Annotated in this window: 17 protein-coding genes; 6 read left to right on the top strand and 11 right to left on the bottom strand. The window is 66.1% G+C overall.

All coding sequences use genetic code 11. The annotated features are described in order from the left end of the window. Window positions 1-194 precede the first annotated feature (194 nt). The 4 genes from AC5Y47_RS21345 to AC5Y47_RS21330 are packed head-to-tail and all read right to left on the bottom strand — an operon-like array spanning window position 195 to window position 3,026. Complete coding sequence (locus tag AC5Y47_RS21345; protein WP_499946245.1) at window positions 195-719, bottom strand: hemerythrin domain-containing protein; 525 nt, start codon at window positions 717-719, stop codon at window positions 195-197. 9 nt (window positions 720-728) lie between these two features. Then, window positions 729-1,616 (bottom strand): ferredoxin family protein, encoded by an 888-nt coding sequence (locus AC5Y47_RS21340; RefSeq protein WP_499946244.1) that lies wholly within the window; start codon window positions 1,614-1,616, stop codon window positions 729-731. Next, a complete protein-coding gene (locus AC5Y47_RS21335) occupies window positions 1,613-2,815 on the bottom strand; it encodes a cupin domain-containing protein (protein WP_499946243.1) in 1,203 nt (400 codons plus the stop codon). Before AC5Y47_RS21335 ends, AC5Y47_RS21340 begins: the two co-directional genes overlap by 4 nt. Before the next feature lie 10 nt (window positions 2,816-2,825). Continuing rightward, window positions 2,826-3,026, bottom strand: a complete 201-nt coding sequence (locus AC5Y47_RS21330; protein WP_499946242.1) for a hypothetical protein — start codon at window positions 3,024-3,026, stop codon at window positions 2,826-2,828. 369 nt (window positions 3,027-3,395) lie between these two features. Here AC5Y47_RS21330 and AC5Y47_RS21325 point away from each other — a divergent pair, with 369 nt between their 5' ends. After that, complete coding sequence (locus AC5Y47_RS21325; RefSeq protein ID WP_499946241.1) at window positions 3,396-4,532, top strand: GGDEF domain-containing protein; 1,137 nt, start codon at window positions 3,396-3,398, stop codon at window positions 4,530-4,532. Window positions 4,533-4,587: 55 nt separating this feature from the next. Here the strand turns inward: AC5Y47_RS21325 and AC5Y47_RS21320 are convergent, their stop codons facing one another. The 3 genes from AC5Y47_RS21320 to AC5Y47_RS21310 form a co-directional block, all read right to left on the bottom strand. Next, window positions 4,588-5,724 carry a cellulase family glycosylhydrolase gene (locus AC5Y47_RS21320; protein WP_499946240.1) on the bottom strand — a complete coding sequence of 379 codons (1,137 nt, stop codon included), beginning with the start codon at window positions 5,722-5,724 and terminating at the stop codon, window positions 4,588-4,590. A 235-nt stretch (window positions 5,725-5,959) separates the two neighbouring features. Continuing rightward, entirely contained in the window at window positions 5,960-6,433 is a 474-nt protein-coding gene (locus AC5Y47_RS21315) for a TM2 domain-containing protein (RefSeq protein ID WP_499946239.1), read from the bottom strand. Window positions 6,434-6,441: 8 nt separating this feature from the next. Beyond that, window positions 6,442-6,801: a hypothetical protein gene (locus AC5Y47_RS21310; protein ID WP_499946238.1), complete on the bottom strand. Its 360-nt coding sequence runs from the start codon at window positions 6,799-6,801 to the stop codon at window positions 6,442-6,444. A gap of 63 nt (window positions 6,802-6,864) precedes the next feature. Between AC5Y47_RS21310 and AC5Y47_RS21305 the strand changes: the two genes are divergently transcribed. The 4 genes from AC5Y47_RS21305 to AC5Y47_RS21290 are packed head-to-tail and all read left to right on the top strand — an operon-like array spanning window position 6,865 to window position 10,808. After that, window positions 6,865-8,124, top strand: a complete 1,260-nt coding sequence (locus AC5Y47_RS21305) for a sulfotransferase family protein (RefSeq protein ID WP_499946237.1) — start codon at window positions 6,865-6,867, stop codon at window positions 8,122-8,124. Between the two features lie 55 nt (window positions 8,125-8,179). Further along, the gene (locus AC5Y47_RS21300) at window positions 8,180-9,376 is read left to right on the top strand and encodes an MBL fold metallo-hydrolase (RefSeq protein WP_499946248.1); all 1,197 of its coding nucleotides are present in this window, start codon (window positions 8,180-8,182) and stop codon (window positions 9,374-9,376) included. Next, on the top strand, window positions 9,373-9,840 hold the full coding sequence (locus AC5Y47_RS21295; protein WP_499946236.1) for a VOC family protein: 468 nt from the start codon (window positions 9,373-9,375) through the stop codon (window positions 9,838-9,840). Before AC5Y47_RS21300 ends, AC5Y47_RS21295 begins: the two co-directional genes overlap by 4 nt. Window positions 9,841-9,842: 2 nt before the next feature. Further along, window positions 9,843-10,808: an LLM class flavin-dependent oxidoreductase gene (locus AC5Y47_RS21290; protein WP_499946235.1), complete on the top strand. Its 966-nt coding sequence runs from the start codon at window positions 9,843-9,845 to the stop codon at window positions 10,806-10,808. 33 nt (window positions 10,809-10,841) lie between these two features. On the opposite strand, the gene AC5Y47_RS21285 is transcribed toward AC5Y47_RS21290, so the two are convergent. Further along, a complete protein-coding gene (locus AC5Y47_RS21285; protein ID WP_499946234.1) occupies window positions 10,842-11,234 on the bottom strand; it encodes a hypothetical protein in 393 nt (130 codons plus the stop codon). Window positions 11,235-11,314: 80 nt separating this feature from the next. Here AC5Y47_RS21285 and AC5Y47_RS21280 point away from each other — a divergent pair, with 80 nt between their 5' ends. Next, window positions 11,315-11,701 carry a DUF2237 family protein gene (locus tag AC5Y47_RS21280; protein ID WP_499946247.1) on the top strand — a complete coding sequence of 129 codons (387 nt, stop codon included), beginning with the start codon at window positions 11,315-11,317 and terminating at the stop codon, window positions 11,699-11,701. Here AC5Y47_RS21280 and AC5Y47_RS21275 read toward each other — a convergent pair whose 3' ends face one another. Genes AC5Y47_RS21275 through AC5Y47_RS21265 form a run of 3 tightly spaced genes read right to left on the bottom strand, consistent with a single transcriptional unit; the run spans window position 11,702 to window position 17,568 of the window. Further along, complete coding sequence (locus AC5Y47_RS21275; protein WP_499946233.1) at window positions 11,702-13,021, bottom strand: M1 family metallopeptidase; 1,320 nt, start codon at window positions 13,019-13,021, stop codon at window positions 11,702-11,704. It lies immediately after the preceding gene. Further along, complete coding sequence (locus tag AC5Y47_RS21270; RefSeq protein ID WP_499946232.1) at window positions 13,021-16,917, bottom strand: Pls/PosA family non-ribosomal peptide synthetase; 3,897 nt, start codon at window positions 16,915-16,917, stop codon at window positions 13,021-13,023. Before AC5Y47_RS21270 ends, AC5Y47_RS21275 begins: the two co-directional genes overlap by 1 nt. A gap of 9 nt (window positions 16,918-16,926) precedes the next feature. Then, a complete protein-coding gene (locus tag AC5Y47_RS21265) occupies window positions 16,927-17,568 on the bottom strand; it encodes a GntR family transcriptional regulator (RefSeq protein ID WP_499946231.1) in 642 nt (213 codons plus the stop codon). Between the last annotated feature and the right edge of the window lie 12 nt (window positions 17,569-17,580).

Raw genomic sequence — 17,580 nt, 5'->3', positions numbered from 1 at the left:
ACGCCGGACATCCTGATCAGGCCCGACTCGTACACCACCTTGGTGGACGCAACCCAACTCCGCGAACTCCTCAAACAGCACATCAATGCGCTTGACCTGACTCACCGGCTCAACAGTTGCGGACATGACGTCATCACCGCAGCGCCCACCGAGAAGTTGCGGCTGCTTATTTCACGCCCAAGCGCCGCGCGCCCTCACGAATGCTTTTCGATGTACTCGTCCGCGTCCTTGTCCCGGTTGTCGACGCCTTTGATCCGTTCGCGTTCGGCGATGAACTGCACCCACTGCATGGCCAGCTCATGCCGGAGCTCTAGAGAGGCGCTTTTGATGAAGTCCGGCATCGCCTCGCGCTCTTCCTCGTCGAGGTGTTTGCCGTTCTGTTCGCGGGCTTCGTTGACGGCCTCGAACCACTCATCGCTACCTGGCTCGTGCCGGCGCGAACGACGGACCGCGTCGCGAATTGCGTTGTGGTCGGTGATCGCGTCTTCGGTTTCGTCCTCCGGATCCCCTTCGGGATTGCCGGGATGGTCACGGCCACCGTGCTTCAGCAGTGCCGGGTAAAACACCGCCTCCTCGGCCTCGGCATGGACGTCGAGGCGGGCACCGAGGGCATTCCAGATCGCGGCGAGATCTTCGTGAGATTTCGCGTCGTCGAGCCGGAAGAATTGCCTGCGAAGCCAGTCGTGATCTGCGTATACGAGGTCGATGATGTCCGCCATGCCGAAAGCCTAGTGCGACTTCACCGATACCAGCACGTAGGTGCGTACCGAACCGAGGACCGATGCGCGGCACATGGATTGCAGCGGTTCGGACATCTGTTCTGCGACAACGACTTCGATCGCGCCGGTATCAGCGGCGAGCCGGACGTGGATGCCGTCGTCCCGGTGTTCGATGTTCAGCGGCGACAGAGCCTCGATCCGGTCGTCGCCGAAAGCTTCCCGGGCGAAGTACTGCGCGGCCTGCACCACATGCGGCAGGCAGGTGCGTCCGCGCAGAAACCTGTGGTCCAGCCGTCCCTCGAGGTACAACCGGACCAGACGGGCGGAGTCGGTCGAATCGACCCGGCCGTAACACAGACCCTCGGGCAACACCAGCATCGTTGCCGCGAACCGGTCACCGCCCAAATGTGAACATTCCCAGACGAACTCGGGATATTCCGCCGCGATGGCTTTCGCGGCGGCGCGCCCCCGCACCGCGCAGCATTGGTCGTGCTTGCCGTGCGCGCACACCGCGACAAGCGGGTCGGTGGTCACGGTGCCCTCCGACCCGTCCAGCGCGATGTCCAGATACTCACCAGGTTCGCTCACCTCCCCGCGGTAGAGCTTCTCGCTGCCCTCGTCGCACTGGGCGATGAACCATCGCCAGCGGGGTGTCTCGGAACGACGTCCCGGCCGACGTATCGCGGTGACGCGCATGCGTTCCGACTCGATACGACGACAGATCTGGCGTCCGAGTGCGCGATCGATGATCGCAGGTGAGTCCAGGAACGCCGATTTGCCCCAACCGCCGGACAATTCGAGCATCACCCACGAGTGCCCCGCCCCCGCGGTGCCGTAGATGGGGTCATCGCGCAGCAACGATTGGTCGCTGCACGGAGTCGGCTTCGCCGCGCTCACGCCGGCACCAATACAGCCTCACGCAACAACCGGCGGATCAGCACGATCGAGTCCGCACGATCGAGACCGGGCAGGGAATCGGCATCGGCCACCAACCCGCGGTGCAGTGCCTCAAGCGCCGCGGCACACGAGTCAGGAAACGTCATGGTCCGGTCCGGCAGTCGCAGCACCACGCGGTCGCCTTCGCGTCGCGGTGTGCCGATGAGTCCGTGGCGCCATCGGACCGAGATCGAACCGGCCGATTCGGCGGCCTGCTGGGTGGCAAGTACCCGGACCGCGGCGGGTCTGGTGCTGGAAGCGTGACGATCGGACAGCAACGCAGCCGCCTGACCGCTGAGTTCACCGGCGCGCTCGCGCACGGCATCGACCACCTGCGCCATGACTTTGGTTGTCGTCGCAGTCATTTCGTCGCTGTTGGTGGGGTCGATACCCAGCGGCAGCGACCTCCTGAACTCGCTGTCCTCGGCAAGGGCGTCGACGACGGCACGCACCACGTCCAGATGCGTCAAGGCGGACACCCCGATGGTCAAATGGATGGACGTGGCATCCACGGACCGGGCGGAATGCACCCAACCCCGGGGAAGGTAGAGCGCGTCGCCTGCCGTCAGGACCGTGTCGATGACCGGTTCGTCGTTGATTCGCGTGGCGATCGCGTCCCGGTGCTCCGTCCACGGTTGCGACGGCAGCGGATGGCTATGGACGGGCTCGTGGACCGTCCAGTGCTTCTGGCCCGACGCCTGCAGGATGAACACGTCGTGGACGTCGTAGTGCGGGTCGAATCCGCAACTGCCGGGCGGGGTCACGTAGGCGTTCGCCTGCACGGGACGACCCAGATCGTCGACCATGGAACGCACGAAGTCGATCAGCGGCGGCCACAGCCGGTGCAATCCCTGCAGGACGATCGTCGAGCCAGATGTGAACTCCGCCAATACTTTTGCCGAATCGACCTGATCGGGCATCTCCGCGCCGAAGCCGGCCGAACCGGTGTAGCAGCTTCGGGCGAGCACGGCACCGTCCTTGGCCATCCGGATGAACGGCGCCCGGACCCCACGCTCGCTGATCAGTTCGTCGACCGCGGACGGCGACATGAGGTCGCCGAAATCACGTGGCAACTCCTGCGCACGGCTGAGCAGGGGGCGGCGGCCCCAATGCTGGGTTGCGAACAACCCAGCATCGGTGGCTATGCAGCGGCTGAGCATTGAGCAGCGGTCAGGCGGTGCCGTCGGCTCCGCCGTCGTGACCTTCGGGGTTCGAGCCGCCGTCGGCCGGACCCTCACCCGCGCTGCCGCTGTCCTGTTCGTCGGCGGTTCCGTCGGCGCCGCCGTCGTGACCTTCGGGATTGGAGCCGCCGTCGGCCGTACCTTCTCCGCCGCCGCCAGCTGTCGTGATGTCGTCATCGTCAAGTGCCATGTTCATCCCTTCTCGTTCATTCCGGATTTCCGGACCTGTGGTGGCTTGCGCCGGTCGCCATGTATCGGCGCCCACGCATCAAGGGGTGTTCACGCCAGAAGCGTCGTCCAAACGCAGTACCGACGTTTGTTCCCCGCCCAGGCACGTAACCGGAAATTGCACTGCCGGGAAACCGATAAATGGATGCGCATCGCGTTCAACAGCGAAAACCCTACGTGTATTAGCCGTTGACACAATGATGTGCTAACAAGCTAATTGGTTGACGGGGTGTTCGATAGCGTCAGGAGTATTCCTGTGCGCTTAATCGCGCATCCATGAGAATGTGGCGGATCGATCGCCGCGCGTGACTGGGGTATCAGGGGATTCTCGATGAGGTGGCTACGGACGTGGTGGCGCCAGCCCGACCACTTTGACTGGATCAGCGGCTACTTGCAGTCTCGACAACTGAGCACCGTCGCGCGACGGGTGCTGGCCCTGTTCGCCGTTTCTCTTGCGCTGGTTCCCGTCAACGCGCTGTGGGGTCCGGCGCCGATCGATCGCCGCGTCGTCCTGGGACCGGCTTTGTTGGCGGCGGCGGCGGGGATAGGCATGGCGGTGTTGTGGCTGACTCGTTGGCCGACCCGGCGCCAGTCGTTGGTGTATGGCGTCATCGGGTGTGTGACCATCGCCGGTGGCTGCTTATGGCAATCCCAGGCGGTGGTCGGCCTCCTGTCGTGTACCGCCTTGGCTGTTTCGGGCGGCTACGTCGCGTTCTTTCATACGGCGCCCTACATGGTGTTGAACTTCGCGTTGGCGTCGGCTGTCGGCGCGTTCGAAGCGGTGCGTGTCGCGGCGGCCGGTGAGGCCATGTTGGCGATCTCCGGGTATTTTCTGGTGCTCGAGCTCAATGTGATCGTGCCGTTGGCCATCCAGATGATGGTGCGCGCACTGGGAGCCGACCTGCTGCGTTCCGACAGTGACCCGCTGACTGGTCTGCTCAACCGGCGTGCCTTCACCCGCGCTGTGATCGGCCGGATGCTCACCGCGCCCGACTCGGAGGTACTCGCAGTGGCGATGGTCGACCTCGATCGCTTCAAAGACCTCAACGACAGCCTGGGCCATGCCAGCGGGGACGCCGCGCTGGTGGCTGTGGGCAACGCGTTGCGCGCCGCTTCGGGAGACAAAGCGTTGATTGGACGTGTCGGCGGTGAAGAATTTCTGCTCGCCGACATCGTCGAGACTCGGAAGTCACAGAAGTGGGGGCAGTGCCTCTGTGAGTCGGTAGCGGCCATCCCCTTCCCCGTCACCGCCAGTGTCGGGGTTGTCACGAACGCGTTGCGCGGTGCCGACAGTGACAATGTGGACAACATGTTGCGCCAGATGGCCGCCGATGCCGACAGAGCGATGTACACCGCAAAGCGGCGCGGTGGGAACCAGACGCATCACACCGGGGCGACCTGGGGCACGGCGGAATCGAGTGCAAAACCTGGACCTACATGGGTCGAAAGGCCCGGTGCGGCAAAGTAATTCCGCCGACTGATCGCGGCACCCGGAAAGCTGTGCAGCGCCGGGGCGGGCCGAATCAGTCCTGACCCTGCCCGCTGGCCAGCTTCTTGATCGTCTGCATTTCCCCGTCCTTGAACGGCCGGCCATCCGGCTGCAGCAGGTCGGCGAACCACTGCTTGGGCGGCGTCGTGACCGGGCGGTCCCACGAGCTCCACGGCAGGTACGTCTGGGTCTTGCCCGCCACCAATCCCCAGTTGAGCGCGCCGACGTTGTGCCGCCTGGCGATCGGCAACACACCTTCGACCGTGCTGCCCAGCGAGCGCGCCAGGTACTCGGTGCAGATGATCGGCCGCCCGAACGGCATGAGCTCGTTGATGCGACCCTCGAATTCGCCTGGCGGGGCATAGCTGTGAAACGTGATCACGTCAGCGTTGTCCAGCTGAATATCGGCGATCGCGCTGCGACGCCCGGCGTCGCCCCAATTTCCTTGCCACACACCGCTTGTCAACGGCTGGACCGGATCCACCGCACGTGCCCAGCGGAACACCTGGGGCAGCAGCGCCGCCACCTTCTCGATTTTGTCCTTGCGCTCCACCTTGCGGTACTCGCGGGCTGGATTGTCCGGCTCGTTCCACAGGTCCCACCCGAGCACGCGGTCGTCGTTGCGGAACTGGCTCAACACTCCGGTGACGTACTCGTACAACACGGTGGCGTAGCGGGAGTCGTCGAGGCGCTCGGCGCCCGGACTCTGCACCCAACCGGAGTTGTGCACACCGGGCGTGGGTGCCCGCTGGCGGCCGATCCGCGGGAACGGGTCCCAGCAGGAATCGAAGAACACGAAGAGCGGTTTGATGCCGTGGCGCGCCGCGATGCTGACGAACTGCGCCAGCCGGGTCTGGAAGCCTTGTCGGTCCTGGGCCCACAGTTGGTCGTGCAGGAAAACCCGTACCGTGTTCATCCCGAAGAATCGGGCCGCGCCCAACTCGTTGTCGATGCGCCTGGCGTCGAAAGTCCCGGCTTGGAACATCTCGAACTGGTTGATGGCGGTCGAGGTGATGTAGTTGACTCCGACGAGCCAACCCTGCGCTTGATACCAGTTGTGGGCGCGGTCGGCCGGCCAGCGGCCCGCCTCCCCGGCGGCGCGCGGCGCGCGGGTCAGCGCCGCCCCGAGGGCCAGCGCGAGCGGCAGCTTGAGGGCGGTTCGACGGTGCACGAGGCGACGGTAAATTGCCGTCGCGAAAAGCCGACCGCGACTTGCCGAGCCGCGACATTTTGGGGTCAGAAACTGTTATCCGGCCGTCATCCGAAAGGCGGTCGCTCTAGCCGGAGCCGGGGCTGACGATGGCGTCTGTGCCGGTCGGCTGACTCGCACGAGGGTCCCCAAAATGCCAGAAAACTGACGCTACGCCGTACATTTGCGGACCCTCGCGGGACCGGTACGGCCGCGATTAGTGCAGTTTGCGGCCGTACTGGTCGGGCACGCTTCCGGTGAAGATCATGATCGCGTCGACCAGGCCCCAGATGCTGGCGGCAAGCAGGAGCGGAAACCCGATGAAGCAGAAGATGGTGAAGACGAGTCCGCCCATACCCAGGCACAACTGGATGGTCGCGATCTGCGTCGACTCCAGATAAAACCGGCCGACCCCGAACGTGCCGAAGAACAGCTGCAACAGTCCCGCGGTGGTGCCTGACTTGTCCGACAGCGGCTGCCCGGTCGCCGGGTCGCGGCCGTAGGGCGCCTGGGGATCGACTGCGTAGCCTCCGGGATAACCCTGCTGTGCCGGGTAGCCGGGTTGGGCCGGATATCCCGGCGGCTGACTCGGGTAACCCGGCGGCTGCTGGAAGTATTGCGGCGGCTGGTAGCTCTGTGGTTGCTCCCAACGTGGCTCGTCCGGATTGCCAGGCTGATACGGCGTCCCCATGGGTAGACCTAACCACTTACGATCAGCGGAAGCGAGATCATTCCCGCCCCTCCCGTCACCACCAACACCCAACGGCCGTTGACGGGCAGCGTCACCTCGATGGGAAAGATGGCGAATCCGAGCTCGGCGGTGGTGGCGGCTTCGGGCAATTCGAATTCGATGTTCAGCGGCTCGTCGTCGGTCGGGGGCCTGATCTCGACCTCTACCCGTCGGTCCGGATTACCGGTCTCCGCCTGGGTGAGCACCACCAGAAGGAACTGGGCCAGCCGATCCTGCTCGACGGCGAAGCGCAGCAACACTCCGCCGGAGACGTTGAGTTTGTTGTCCACAGCCGCAGCGGCCTCGGCCAGGAACGACCCCACTATCACCTGGCTGAACCTACCGCCGCCAGTGGATATATTCGACTGGCTGACCGGCCGAGGAGGGCAAGGGTGAATGCTGCGGGCCCGGACGTCGACCTCGACGATCTGACGTCGCCCCGGCTCACCGATATCCAACGTCAGATCGTGGAGTTCACCGAGGCCAGGCCGGTCCGATTCGACATCGAGAAGATGCTGGATGAGGCTCGGGAACAGGCCGACCTCGACGACCTCGACGACACCGACGGTTTCGCCGATCGCCTGCTCGCGCATGTGGCCGCGATCGAGGCCGACGACGGGCTGCGCCAGCTCACCCGATCGAGCTTGCGGCAGCGGGTGGTTCGCCTGTTGCGCAACCGGTTGTCGCTGACCGACCTGCTCAGGCGTTACCCGGAAATCGAGTCGATTCCGATCGAGCAGCCCTTCATCGTCGTCGGGATGCCGCGGTCGGGTACTACGCATCTGGTCAATTTGATCGCCGCCGATCCGCGCCGGCGCGCGCTGCCCTATTGGGAAAGCCAGGATCCGATCCCGGCCCGCGGACAGGGCCCAGACGCGCATGGTGTGGATCCGCGCTACACGCGCACCAAGGCCGAGCACGACGCCCTGATGGCCAGCGCACCGCTGGTGGCCGCCATGCACGACCGCTTCCCCGAGGCGATCGAGGAGGAGGTCGAACTGCTGGACCTGGATTTGGCCAGCTACGTCCTGGAATGGCATGCCCGGGTGCCGGATTGGCGTGATCACTACCTGATGCTGGACCAGCACCGGCACTACGCCTACCTGCGTAAGGTGTTGCAGGCGTTGACCTTTCTGCGTGGGCCCCGGACCTGGATCCTCAAGAGCCCGCAGCACTGCGAGCAGCTCGGTCCGCTGATGGCGACTTTTCCGGATGCGACGGTGGCCTTCACTCACCGAGATCCCGCCGCGGTGATTCAGTCCGCGGTCACCATGATGGCGTACTCGGATCGGCTGCGCCGCAACAGTATCGACCCGGACTGGCTCCTGGACTACTGGAGCGACCGGGTGCACAGATTGCTCAGCGCCTGCGTGCGGGACCGGGGACTGGTCCCCGAAGAACGCAGCCTCGACATCAGCTTCCACCAGCTCAACGGCAACGAAATGCCTTTGCTGGAAGAGCTTTATCGCCGGGGGAGTGTGGAACTGACCGACCAGGTGCGTCGTCGTTTCCAGAAGTATCTCGACGGTAATCCGCGCGGCAAGCACGGCCGCATCCGTTACGACCTGCAGCGGCACTTCGGAATCTCGGCGGACGACTTGCGCGCACGCTTCGACTTCTATTTCGACAGGTTCGACGTCCGTGCCGAGTGAAGGAGACGCAGTGAGCTTCGAACCGGTGTATCGCAGCAGACCCGGCGCCGATGCCATGCGCCCGGCCAGCGCCCCGCGAGCAGAGCCGATCGCCTCCGGGTTGTGGTGCTCGCCCGGACTGTCGAACTCCTACCTGCTGACCACCGACGAGGGCCGGGTCGTCGTCAACACCGGCATGGGATTCGAGGGTCCGGTGCATCGCGCCAACTTCGACGCCGTCGACTCCGCGCCGGTGCGCTACGTCATCTTCACTCAGGGCCACGTCGACCACGTCGGCGGGCTGGACAGCCTGCGTGATCCGCAGACAACGGTTGTCGCACAGGCCAACTGGCGGCTCTGGCGCGACGACAACGAACGCCTCATCCCGTACCGGGCCAGTCGCAGCGCGTTCGCCTTCAAAGACACCCTGGCAAGCGGGATCCAGGACATCCAGCGCCGGCTGGGTACCACGCGGCTACCCGCCCAAAGCGTGCCGACGGTTGACCTCGACTTCGAGGACACCCTCACGTTGCAGGTCGGGAGCCGACGCCTGGAGCTGATCGCGGTGCCCGGCGGTGAAACGACGGACTCGCTGGTGGTGTGGTTGCCCGACGAGCGGATCTGCCTGTGCGGGAACACCTTCGGTCCGATCTTCGGCCACATACCGAACCTGGTGACCATGCGCGGCGACCGGTATCGCGACGCGCTGACGGCGATCGCCTCGGTCGAGCGGGTGCGCGAGCTGCAACCCGAGCTGCTCGTCACCGGCCACTTCGAACCGATCGCCGGTGCGGAACGGATCCGAGCCGAACTGACTCGGCTGCGCGACGCGATCGCCTACATCCACGACCAGACCGTGGCCGGAATGAACGCCGGCAAGGACGTGGAGACGTTGATGCGCGAGATCGCTTTGCCAGCGGAATACGAAGTGGGGCAAGGCTACGGGAAGGTCACCTGGGACGTGCGCGCCGTCTGGGAGAACTACTCGGGCTGGTTTCACCACCGCTCGACTACCGAGCTGTATCCGGTGCGGTTCGATGCCGTCGCCGCCGAAGTCGTCGAACTCGCCGGTGCCGACGCGCTGGTCGACCGGGCTCGGGCGCATCTGCAGGACGGGCGCCCATTGCACGCCATCCACCTGGCCGAGTTGGTCGCCGAGACGCATCCCGGGGCGCGTGAGGTGTTGAGAGCGGCACACGAAGAGCTGTTGGCCGACAGCGAGAATTTCTGGGAAACCGCATGGCTCACCCGACAGATTGCGAGCAACTCATGACCTTCGCGCTTCGACCCGAAGACCTGTATCACACCGGCGTCGTGGTGTCCGACCTCGACGCTGCGATGACCCGGTTGACTGCGGTGGCGGGTTACCGGTGGATCACCCCGATGAGTTACACCCTGCCATTTCGGACCGCCAGTGAAACCCGGGAACTGACGTCGACGATCGTGTACTCGATGCAGGCGCCGTACCTGGAACTCATCCAGGAGGTGCCGGGCACGCCGTGGGCGGCCGCACCCGGCAACGCCGTTCACCACCTCGGCTACTTCACCGACGACCTGACACAGACCGCCCAACTGCTTCAGGACCACGGCCTCACCTTCGAGATGACCGCCGATGTACCGGGTTCGGAGCTGGCGCTGTTCGCCTACTTCGTCGACGCCGACGGCACCCGCATCGAGGTCGTCGATCGTGCCCTGTTCCCCGACTTTCCCGCGTTCGTACAAGCGCAGGCCCAGTAGCGATGCTGCTGACCGTCCTGCGCTTCAACTTCGCCTCGCCACAAGGAGATCCACGCAAACAGAACGAATTACTCAATGCCGCACTGGAACTCGCGCAGTGGGGCGAGTCGCGGGGGATCACCACGGTGAGCGTCGACGAGCATCACGTGACCGGGCACGGCTGGAGTTGCAATCCGATCATGGCCGCGTCGATGTTTCTGGCTCGAACGTCGAAGCTGATCGCGAGCGTGGACTGCGCACTCGGGCCGCTGTGGGATCCGGTGCGGCTGGCCGAGGACATCGCCCTGGTCGACAACATGAGTCGCGGCAGGCTGCACACGACGGTGGGACTGGGCTATCGCACGGTCGAATTCGACACGCTCGGCGTCGATTTCAGTCGGCGCGGCACGTTGATGGACGGCTTGGTCGAACGGATGCTGTCCATCTGGTCCGGCGCCGAACCGGCGGTCTGCACGGGAACGTGGACCCGGCCGCACCCGCCGCTGTACATCGGGGGCGGATCGCGTGCCACCGCGAGGCGGGCGGCGCGATTCGGATTACCGCTGAGTCTGGCCGATCACCTGCCGGAGGTCGCGGACCTCTACCGCGAGTTGTGCGCGGCGGCCGGTATCAAGCCGTTCGTCATCATGCCGGGACCGGTCAACCGCGGGATGATCTATCTGCACGAGGATCCCGAGCAGGCGTGGGCCAAGCTCGGCGACCACATCCTTTGGGAGGCGGTCACTTACGGGGGCTGGTCGGCCGAGGAACGCTCTCTCATGCATCTACCCGGCGTGCAGACGCTCGACGAGGTCAAGGCTTCGGGACGGTACCGATTCCTGACGCCCGAGCAGTTGATCGCCGAGATCCGCGGTACCGACTATTACGGACCGGTAGTGCTGCACCCGCTGGTCGGCGGCATGCCGGTGGAAGAGGCGTGGAAGTCGGTGCAACTACTCACCGACGTGGTGCTGCCTGCGCTGGGCTGAGGTCTTATCCGGCCCGCGAGCGCAGAAAAGCCCCTACAGACCGAACGACGTCGTGGGCGGCGGCATCTCCATCACCAGCACGGGCAGCGAGATCGCCCCCGTGCCGCCGGACACGACCATCACCCAGCGGCCATCGGTCGGCAGGCGCAGTTGCAGCTCGAAGAACGCGAAGCCGGGGAACTCGGCGACCGCGGCCTCCGGCACCTCGAATTCCAGCTTGATCGGATCCTCGTCGGTGGGCGGGCGCATCTCGATCTTGATCTGCCGGTCGGTGTTGCCGGGCTCGGCCTGGGTCAGCACCACCAACACGAAGCGGGCCGACCGGTCCGGTCCCAGGCCGAAGCGGGACAGCACACCGCCCGAGACGTTGAGTTTGTTGTCGACGACGGCAGCCGCGTCTGCCAGGAAAGCGCCCGTAAGTATCACGCCGCTGAACCTAGCCCATCTGTACGGTCCAGGCTTACTTTCCCGGCGCAAAGCGCGATACTAAGCGCATGCTTGATCGCTTGCCTGATCGCAACGTGCTGGGTGGCCCGTTGGAACCGTGCGGCAACGAGCCGGTGACTGGCTTCTACCGGGACGGCTGCTGTTCCACCGGGGACGAGGACCGCGGCTTGCACACCATCTGCGCCGTCGTCACCGCCGAGTTCCTCGAGCACCAGCGCTCCATCGGCAACGACCTTTCGACACCGATCCCCGAATACCGGTTTCCCGGCCTGCTGCCGGGTGACCGCTGGTGCGTCACCGCGCGCAACTGGCTGCGCGCCCATCAGGACGGCTGCGCCGCGCCGGTGGTGCTGGCATCCACCCACCAGCGCACACTCGACGTGGTGCCGCTGGAAGTGCTGCAAGAGCACGCCGTGGACGTGCCCGACGACCTGGCGAACCTGTAGTCACGGCACCTCGGTCGAATACAACCAGGCCTCCCACAGCGGCTCGAGAGACTCGTCGGTGTAGCCGGCAGCCAAACCGGTGAAATCGTCGGTGGCGGCGGTCGCGTGCCGATATCGCGCGGTCCAATCCTGGAGCAGCGCAAAGAAGTTCGAGTCACCGAGCCGGTCTCGTAACGCGTGCAACGTCAACGCACCACGCTTGTACACCCGATCGTCGAACATGTCGCGCGGTCCCGGATCCGTCAGCAACAAATCCTGCGGTTGGTGCCGCAGCTCCGCGTGGTACTGCCGGGCCAGTTCGTCGGCGCTGGGCCCGCCGCTGTGCTCCGACCACAACCATTCTGCGTAGCAGGCGAAGCCTTCGTGCAGCCAGATGTCGTGCCACCGGCGCGCGGTCACCGAGTTGCCGAACCACTGATGCGCCAGTTCGTGGGCGATCAGCCGCTCGCTGTCCCGGCTGCCGTCGCAATGGTTGGCGCCGAATATCGAAATGCCCTGCGCCTCAAGGGGAATCTCGAGGACGTCGTCGGTGATCACCACCGTGTAACCATTGGCCAGCGGGTACGGGCCGAACAGGTCGACGAACAGCTTCATCATCTGCGGTTGGCGGGCGAAATCGTGGTCGAATTCTCGCCGCAGTCGCTCGGGCAGCGCGGCGCGGATCGGTACCGGTGTCCTGGTCAACCGGGCCAGTTCGTAGACACCGATCTGCAAAGTGATCAGGTAGGTCGACGTCGGTTCGGGTTGTTCGTAAGTCCAGACGGTCTGGGACGCGCGGGCGCGTTGCGAGACCAGCTTGCCGTTGGCCACTGCGGTGTAAGCGCTTTCGGTGCTGACCTGGATGCGGAATGCGGCTTTGGCGCTGGGGTGGTCGTTGCACGGAAACCAGGACGCGGCGCCATTGGGTTGTCCGGCGACAAGGGCACCGTCCGTCAACTCCTCGAAACCGACATCGCCCCACAGTGTTCGGAGCGGCTTCGGGCTGCCGCCGTAACGCACTACGACCGACATCGCGGCCCCGGAGGCCAACTTTGATGCCAAAACGATGCGCAATTTGCCGCTGCGGCAACTGAAGCGGTCTGCGCTCTTGCCGTTCACCCACACCTTCGACACGGACAGCGCGCTGGACAGATCGAGAGTGAACGACTCCAATTCGGTGGTGGTCACCGCGGTGATGGTCGCGGTACCCGAAAGTCGGTTGATGCCGACCTTGTACTCCAGATCCAGCTCGTAACGCGACACCGAATATCCGACGTTGCCGTTCTGCGGCAGGTATGGATCCATCGCGCCGTTCTTGGCGCCCTTCTTCGCCGATGACATCAGGCCGCCGTGTCTTCGACCCGGCCCCTGTTCTTACGACCGGTCTTCTTCCGGCCGGAGTTCCAGGGCCGCACCGGATTGCCTTGCCAGCGGGTCGATCCCGGTACTTCGTCGCCGCGCACCACCAGCGACGCTGGGCCGACGGATGCTCCGGCACCCAACCGTGCCGCCGGCAGGGCAACACAGTGGGGACCCAGAGTTGCACCGGATTCCAGCACGACGCTGTCCATCCGCATGATCCGGTCGTGGAATAGATGGGTCTGCACCACGCAACCGCGGTTGACCGTGCTGCCCGCGCCCAGCACGACGAGATCGGCTTCGGGCAGCCAGTAGGTTTCACACCAGGTGCCGCGTCCCACCGCTGCCCCCAACCCCCGCAGCCACAGGTTCAGCGCCGGTGTCCCGGTAGCCGCACGCGCAAACCACGGCGCCGCAACGGTTTCGACGAAGGTATCCGCAAGCTCGTTGCGCCACACGAACGACGACCACAGCGGATATTCACCCGCCTTGATCCGGCCGACCAGCAGCCACTTCGCCACCACGGTCACCACCCCGGCCACAACGCCGGCGGCCAGCAGCACCAGCCCGCCACCAAGAGCGGTCCACCAGAATCCGAATCGCGTTGCCAGAGCCTGCAACCCGCCCAGCACTGCCAACCCGATCGTCGCGGTGGCCACCATTGGCAGCAGCCGACAGACCTCCACCGCGGCCCGCATGACCTTCACCCGGGTCGGTGGATGGTAGGTGGTCTCCTCGTCGGCTTCGGTGGGTCGCCGGCGCAGTCGCATCGGCGGGCTGCCCAGCCAGGATGAACCGCGTTTGGCTTTCGGCGGCGCGGCGGACAACACCGCGACCAGCCCGTCTTCGGGCACCCGGCGGCCGGGCTGGGCGATACCAGAGTTGCCGAGGAACGCGCGCCGCCCGACGGTCGTCTCCGCCGCGTAGATCCAGCCGCCGCCAAGCTCATACGACGCGACCATGGTGTCGTCGGCCAGGAACGCGCCGTCCTCGATGACGGCGAACTTGGGCGTCAGCAACACCGTGGAGATCTCTGTGCCCCGGCCCACCCGGGCGCCCAGGATCCGCAGCCAGATCGGCGTCAACAGGCTGGCGTACACCGGGAACAGATAGGTGCGCGCCGCATCCATCAGCCGCTCGGTGGTCCACAGTTGCCAGCCGGCGCGGCTGCGCACCGGGTGGTAGCCCTCGCGCAGTCCGATTGACAACGCCCGCACCGCAATCACGGTCACCACCGCGTAGACCGCGACCGCGGCCACTGTCGCAGCCGGCGCCCACAGCAACGCCGGCAGCACCGCGTCCGACAGGCTGCTGGTGTGGTGAACGGCCAGCGCGATGACCGCCAGGCCGCCGGCCACCGCCAGCACCGGCAGGCCGGCCAGCAGCAGCGACGTCAACCCGTAGACAGCCACCCAGTGCGGACGCGGGGCTGGTCGTTCGTCCGGCCACGGATGCTTGACCCGGCCGGACTTCGCCGCCGGGGAACCCTTCCAGTACTGGCCGTTCTTGATCTTGCCGACCACGCTCGAACCGGGTGCCACGTCGGCGTTCTTGCCGACGACCGCGCCGGGCAGCAAAGTCGTTCGCGCACCGATGGTTGCGTCGTTGCCGATCGTGATGGCGCCGAGGTGAAATGCGTCCCCGTCGACCCAATGCCCGCACAGGTCCACCTCGGGCTCGATCGCGCTGCGCGGACCGACCGTCAGCAGGCCCGTCACCGGAGGCATCGAATGCAGGTCGACACCCTTGCCGATTTCGGCACCCAGCGCACGGGCGTAATAGACGAGCCATGGTGCGCCGGCGAGGTTTTGGGCCCCACTGGCCGCGGTCAACCGCTCGGCGAACCACACCCGCAGGTGCACCGAACCTCCGCGAGGGTAGGTGCCCGGCTTGACGTTCCACAACAGGATGCGCGCGCACAACACCGCGATGCCCATCCGGCCCAACGGCGTGACGAACACGACGAACGCGATCCCGACCAGCCACCAGTTCACCGCGACCGTCCACGGCACCACATGCAGGGCACGGGCGAGATTGTTCCCCAATCCCAGCCAGGTAACCCATTGCAGCGCAGTCAGTCCCGCCAGCGGGAGCGCCGCCAGCGTCTGGATCAGCTGGGCACGCAGGGGGATCGGTCGAACCACCCGCTCGGCGGGCCGCGGCGGCGCCTCGAGTTCGTCGAGAAATCCGGCCAGCGAACCCAGCCGCGGATGGTCGTACAGGTCGGCCACGGTGAGCTGAGGGTACTGCTGTCGCAAAGTCGCGATCAGTTGAGCGGCGGCCAACGAATTGCCACCGAGCTCGAAGAAGTCGGACTGAACGTCAGTAGCGTTGCTGCCCAGCAGGGTTCGCCATAGTTCGGCCAGTCTTCCCGCCGTGCCGGCCAGGTCCGGGGGCGCGTCGGTGCCGTCGTTCGCCGGCCACGGCAGGGCGTCCCGATCGACTTTGCCGGATGTGCGGGTGGGTAACTCGTCGATCTGAACCAGGCGCGGTACCAGCGCGGCGGGCAGGTGTTCGGCGAGTTGGAGACGAGCTTTGCCGACATCGAATTCGGGGTCGGCGCTCACCACATACCCGACCAGCACCGTCGTGCCGGCGGTGGTGCGACGGACCGCTGCCGCCCCGCCACTTACCCCCGGCAGGCTGACCAGGGCGGTGTCCACCTCGCCCAGCTCGATGCGCCGTCCCCCGATCTTGACCTGATCGTCGCCGCGACCGCAGAAGTACAGCCCGTCGCGCTCGAGGCGGACGAGATCGCCGCTGCGGTAGGCCCGCTTCCAGCCCAGTGTCGGTATTGCCGCATACTTTTCGGCGTCTTTGGCTTCGTCCAGATACCGTGCCAGACCGACCCCGCCGATCACCAGCTCGCCGGTGTCGCCGTAGCCCACCGGTTCTCCGTCGGCACCGACGACGGCCAAGTCCCAACCCGCCAGCGGCAGCCCGATGCTGATCGGCCCGGAACCGTCGAGTGGGGCAGCGCAAGCGACCACCGTGGCCTCGGTGGGGCCGTAGGTGTTCCATACCTCGCGGCCCTCCACCCCCAACCGCTCCGCGAGCTCGGCAGGACACGCTTCGCCGCCGAAGATCAACAGCCGCACCGCTTCCAGCGCTTCGGCCGGCCACAGCGCGGCCAGCGACGGCACCGTCGACACCACGGTCACATCCCGGGTGACCAGCCAGGGCCCCAGATCCGTACCGCTGCGTACCAGCGACCGCGGCGCCGGAACCAGGCAGGCGCCGTGCCGCCAGGCCAGCCACATCTCTTCGCATGACGCGTCGAACGCCACCGACAGTCCGGCCAGCACCCGGTCACCCGGCCCGATCGGATTGTCCTGCACGAATATTCGCGCCTCGGCGTCCACGAACGCCGCGGCGCTACGATGAGTCACGGCGACACCCTTGGGGGTACCGGTGGATCCGGAGGTGAAGATGATCCATGCGTCGTCGCGGGCCAGCGGGGCCTGTGCCCGCCAGCCGCGGGACGCGCCCTGGGTTCGTTGAATGCCCTTTTCGCTGATCACCGCAACCACGTCGGCTTCGCCGAAGACCAGCTCGGCCCGTTCGTCGGGATCGTCGGCATCGACGGGCACGTAGGCGGCACCGGCGGCCAGCACCGCCAGGATCGCGACGTACAACGAGTAGCTGCCCGACGGCATCCGGATGCCGATCCGGTCGCCGCGGCCGATGCCGCGGGCGGCCAGCCACGCGACGCTGGCATCCATGTCCTCCAGCAACTCGCTGTAGGTCAGCTGCACCTCACCGTCGTCGATTGCCACCGCGTCCGGATAGCGGGCCGCCGTCTCGTGGACGATGTCGATGAGCGTGCGCGGATTTGGTGCGTCAGCCGACCGCCGAAACTGCGGGGGAATGTCGGGCACGCTAGAACCCTAGTCGCGCCGTTCCAACCACTCGGCCAGCGAGCGTCCGGCGTCCAAAACGTGTCGTTCGGCGATGGTGCGGGCCCGCTCGACGTCCTTGTCGGCCAATGCATCGAGCAGCTCCCGGTGCTCGTCGAGCGAATGCTTCTCGTGGTCTGGGAACAGGGTCAGGAAATTGGTCGGCACGACTCGCGCGGCCTGCCTGATTTGGGCCATCAACCGTGGCGAGTGCGCCGCGCGGTGAATCTTCTGATGGAAGTGCCAGTTGGCCTCGCCGATGCTGTCCTCGCCGGAACGGGCAGCGACGTCGGCGGCGAGTTCGCGCAGCATCGCAAGCTCGTCGGAATCCACCCGCTGCGCGGCCCACGCCGCCGCCTGCCCGGTCAGCACGCCCAGGATGGTGAAGCTGTCCAGCACGTCGTCCGGGCTGATGCCGATCACCGTCACGCCGCTGCGCGGGGCGACGCGAACCAGGCCCTCGAAAGACAGCTCCAACAACGCTTCACGAACCGGGGTCCGGCTGGTGGCGAATTCCTCGGTGATCGCGTCGAGGTCGATACGCGCGCCGGCAGGCAGTGCGCCGGTGAGGATGCGGTCGCGCAGTTCGCGCGCGGCCCGCTCGCGCACGGTGCCGGAGATGTCGATGGCCACCCGCCTAGCGTA

Source organism: Mycobacterium sp. NGS22 (assembly GCF_059813095.1).
The sequence above is the reverse complement of the archived record's forward strand: the minus strand, read 5'-3'. Positions and strand labels throughout refer to the sequence as shown.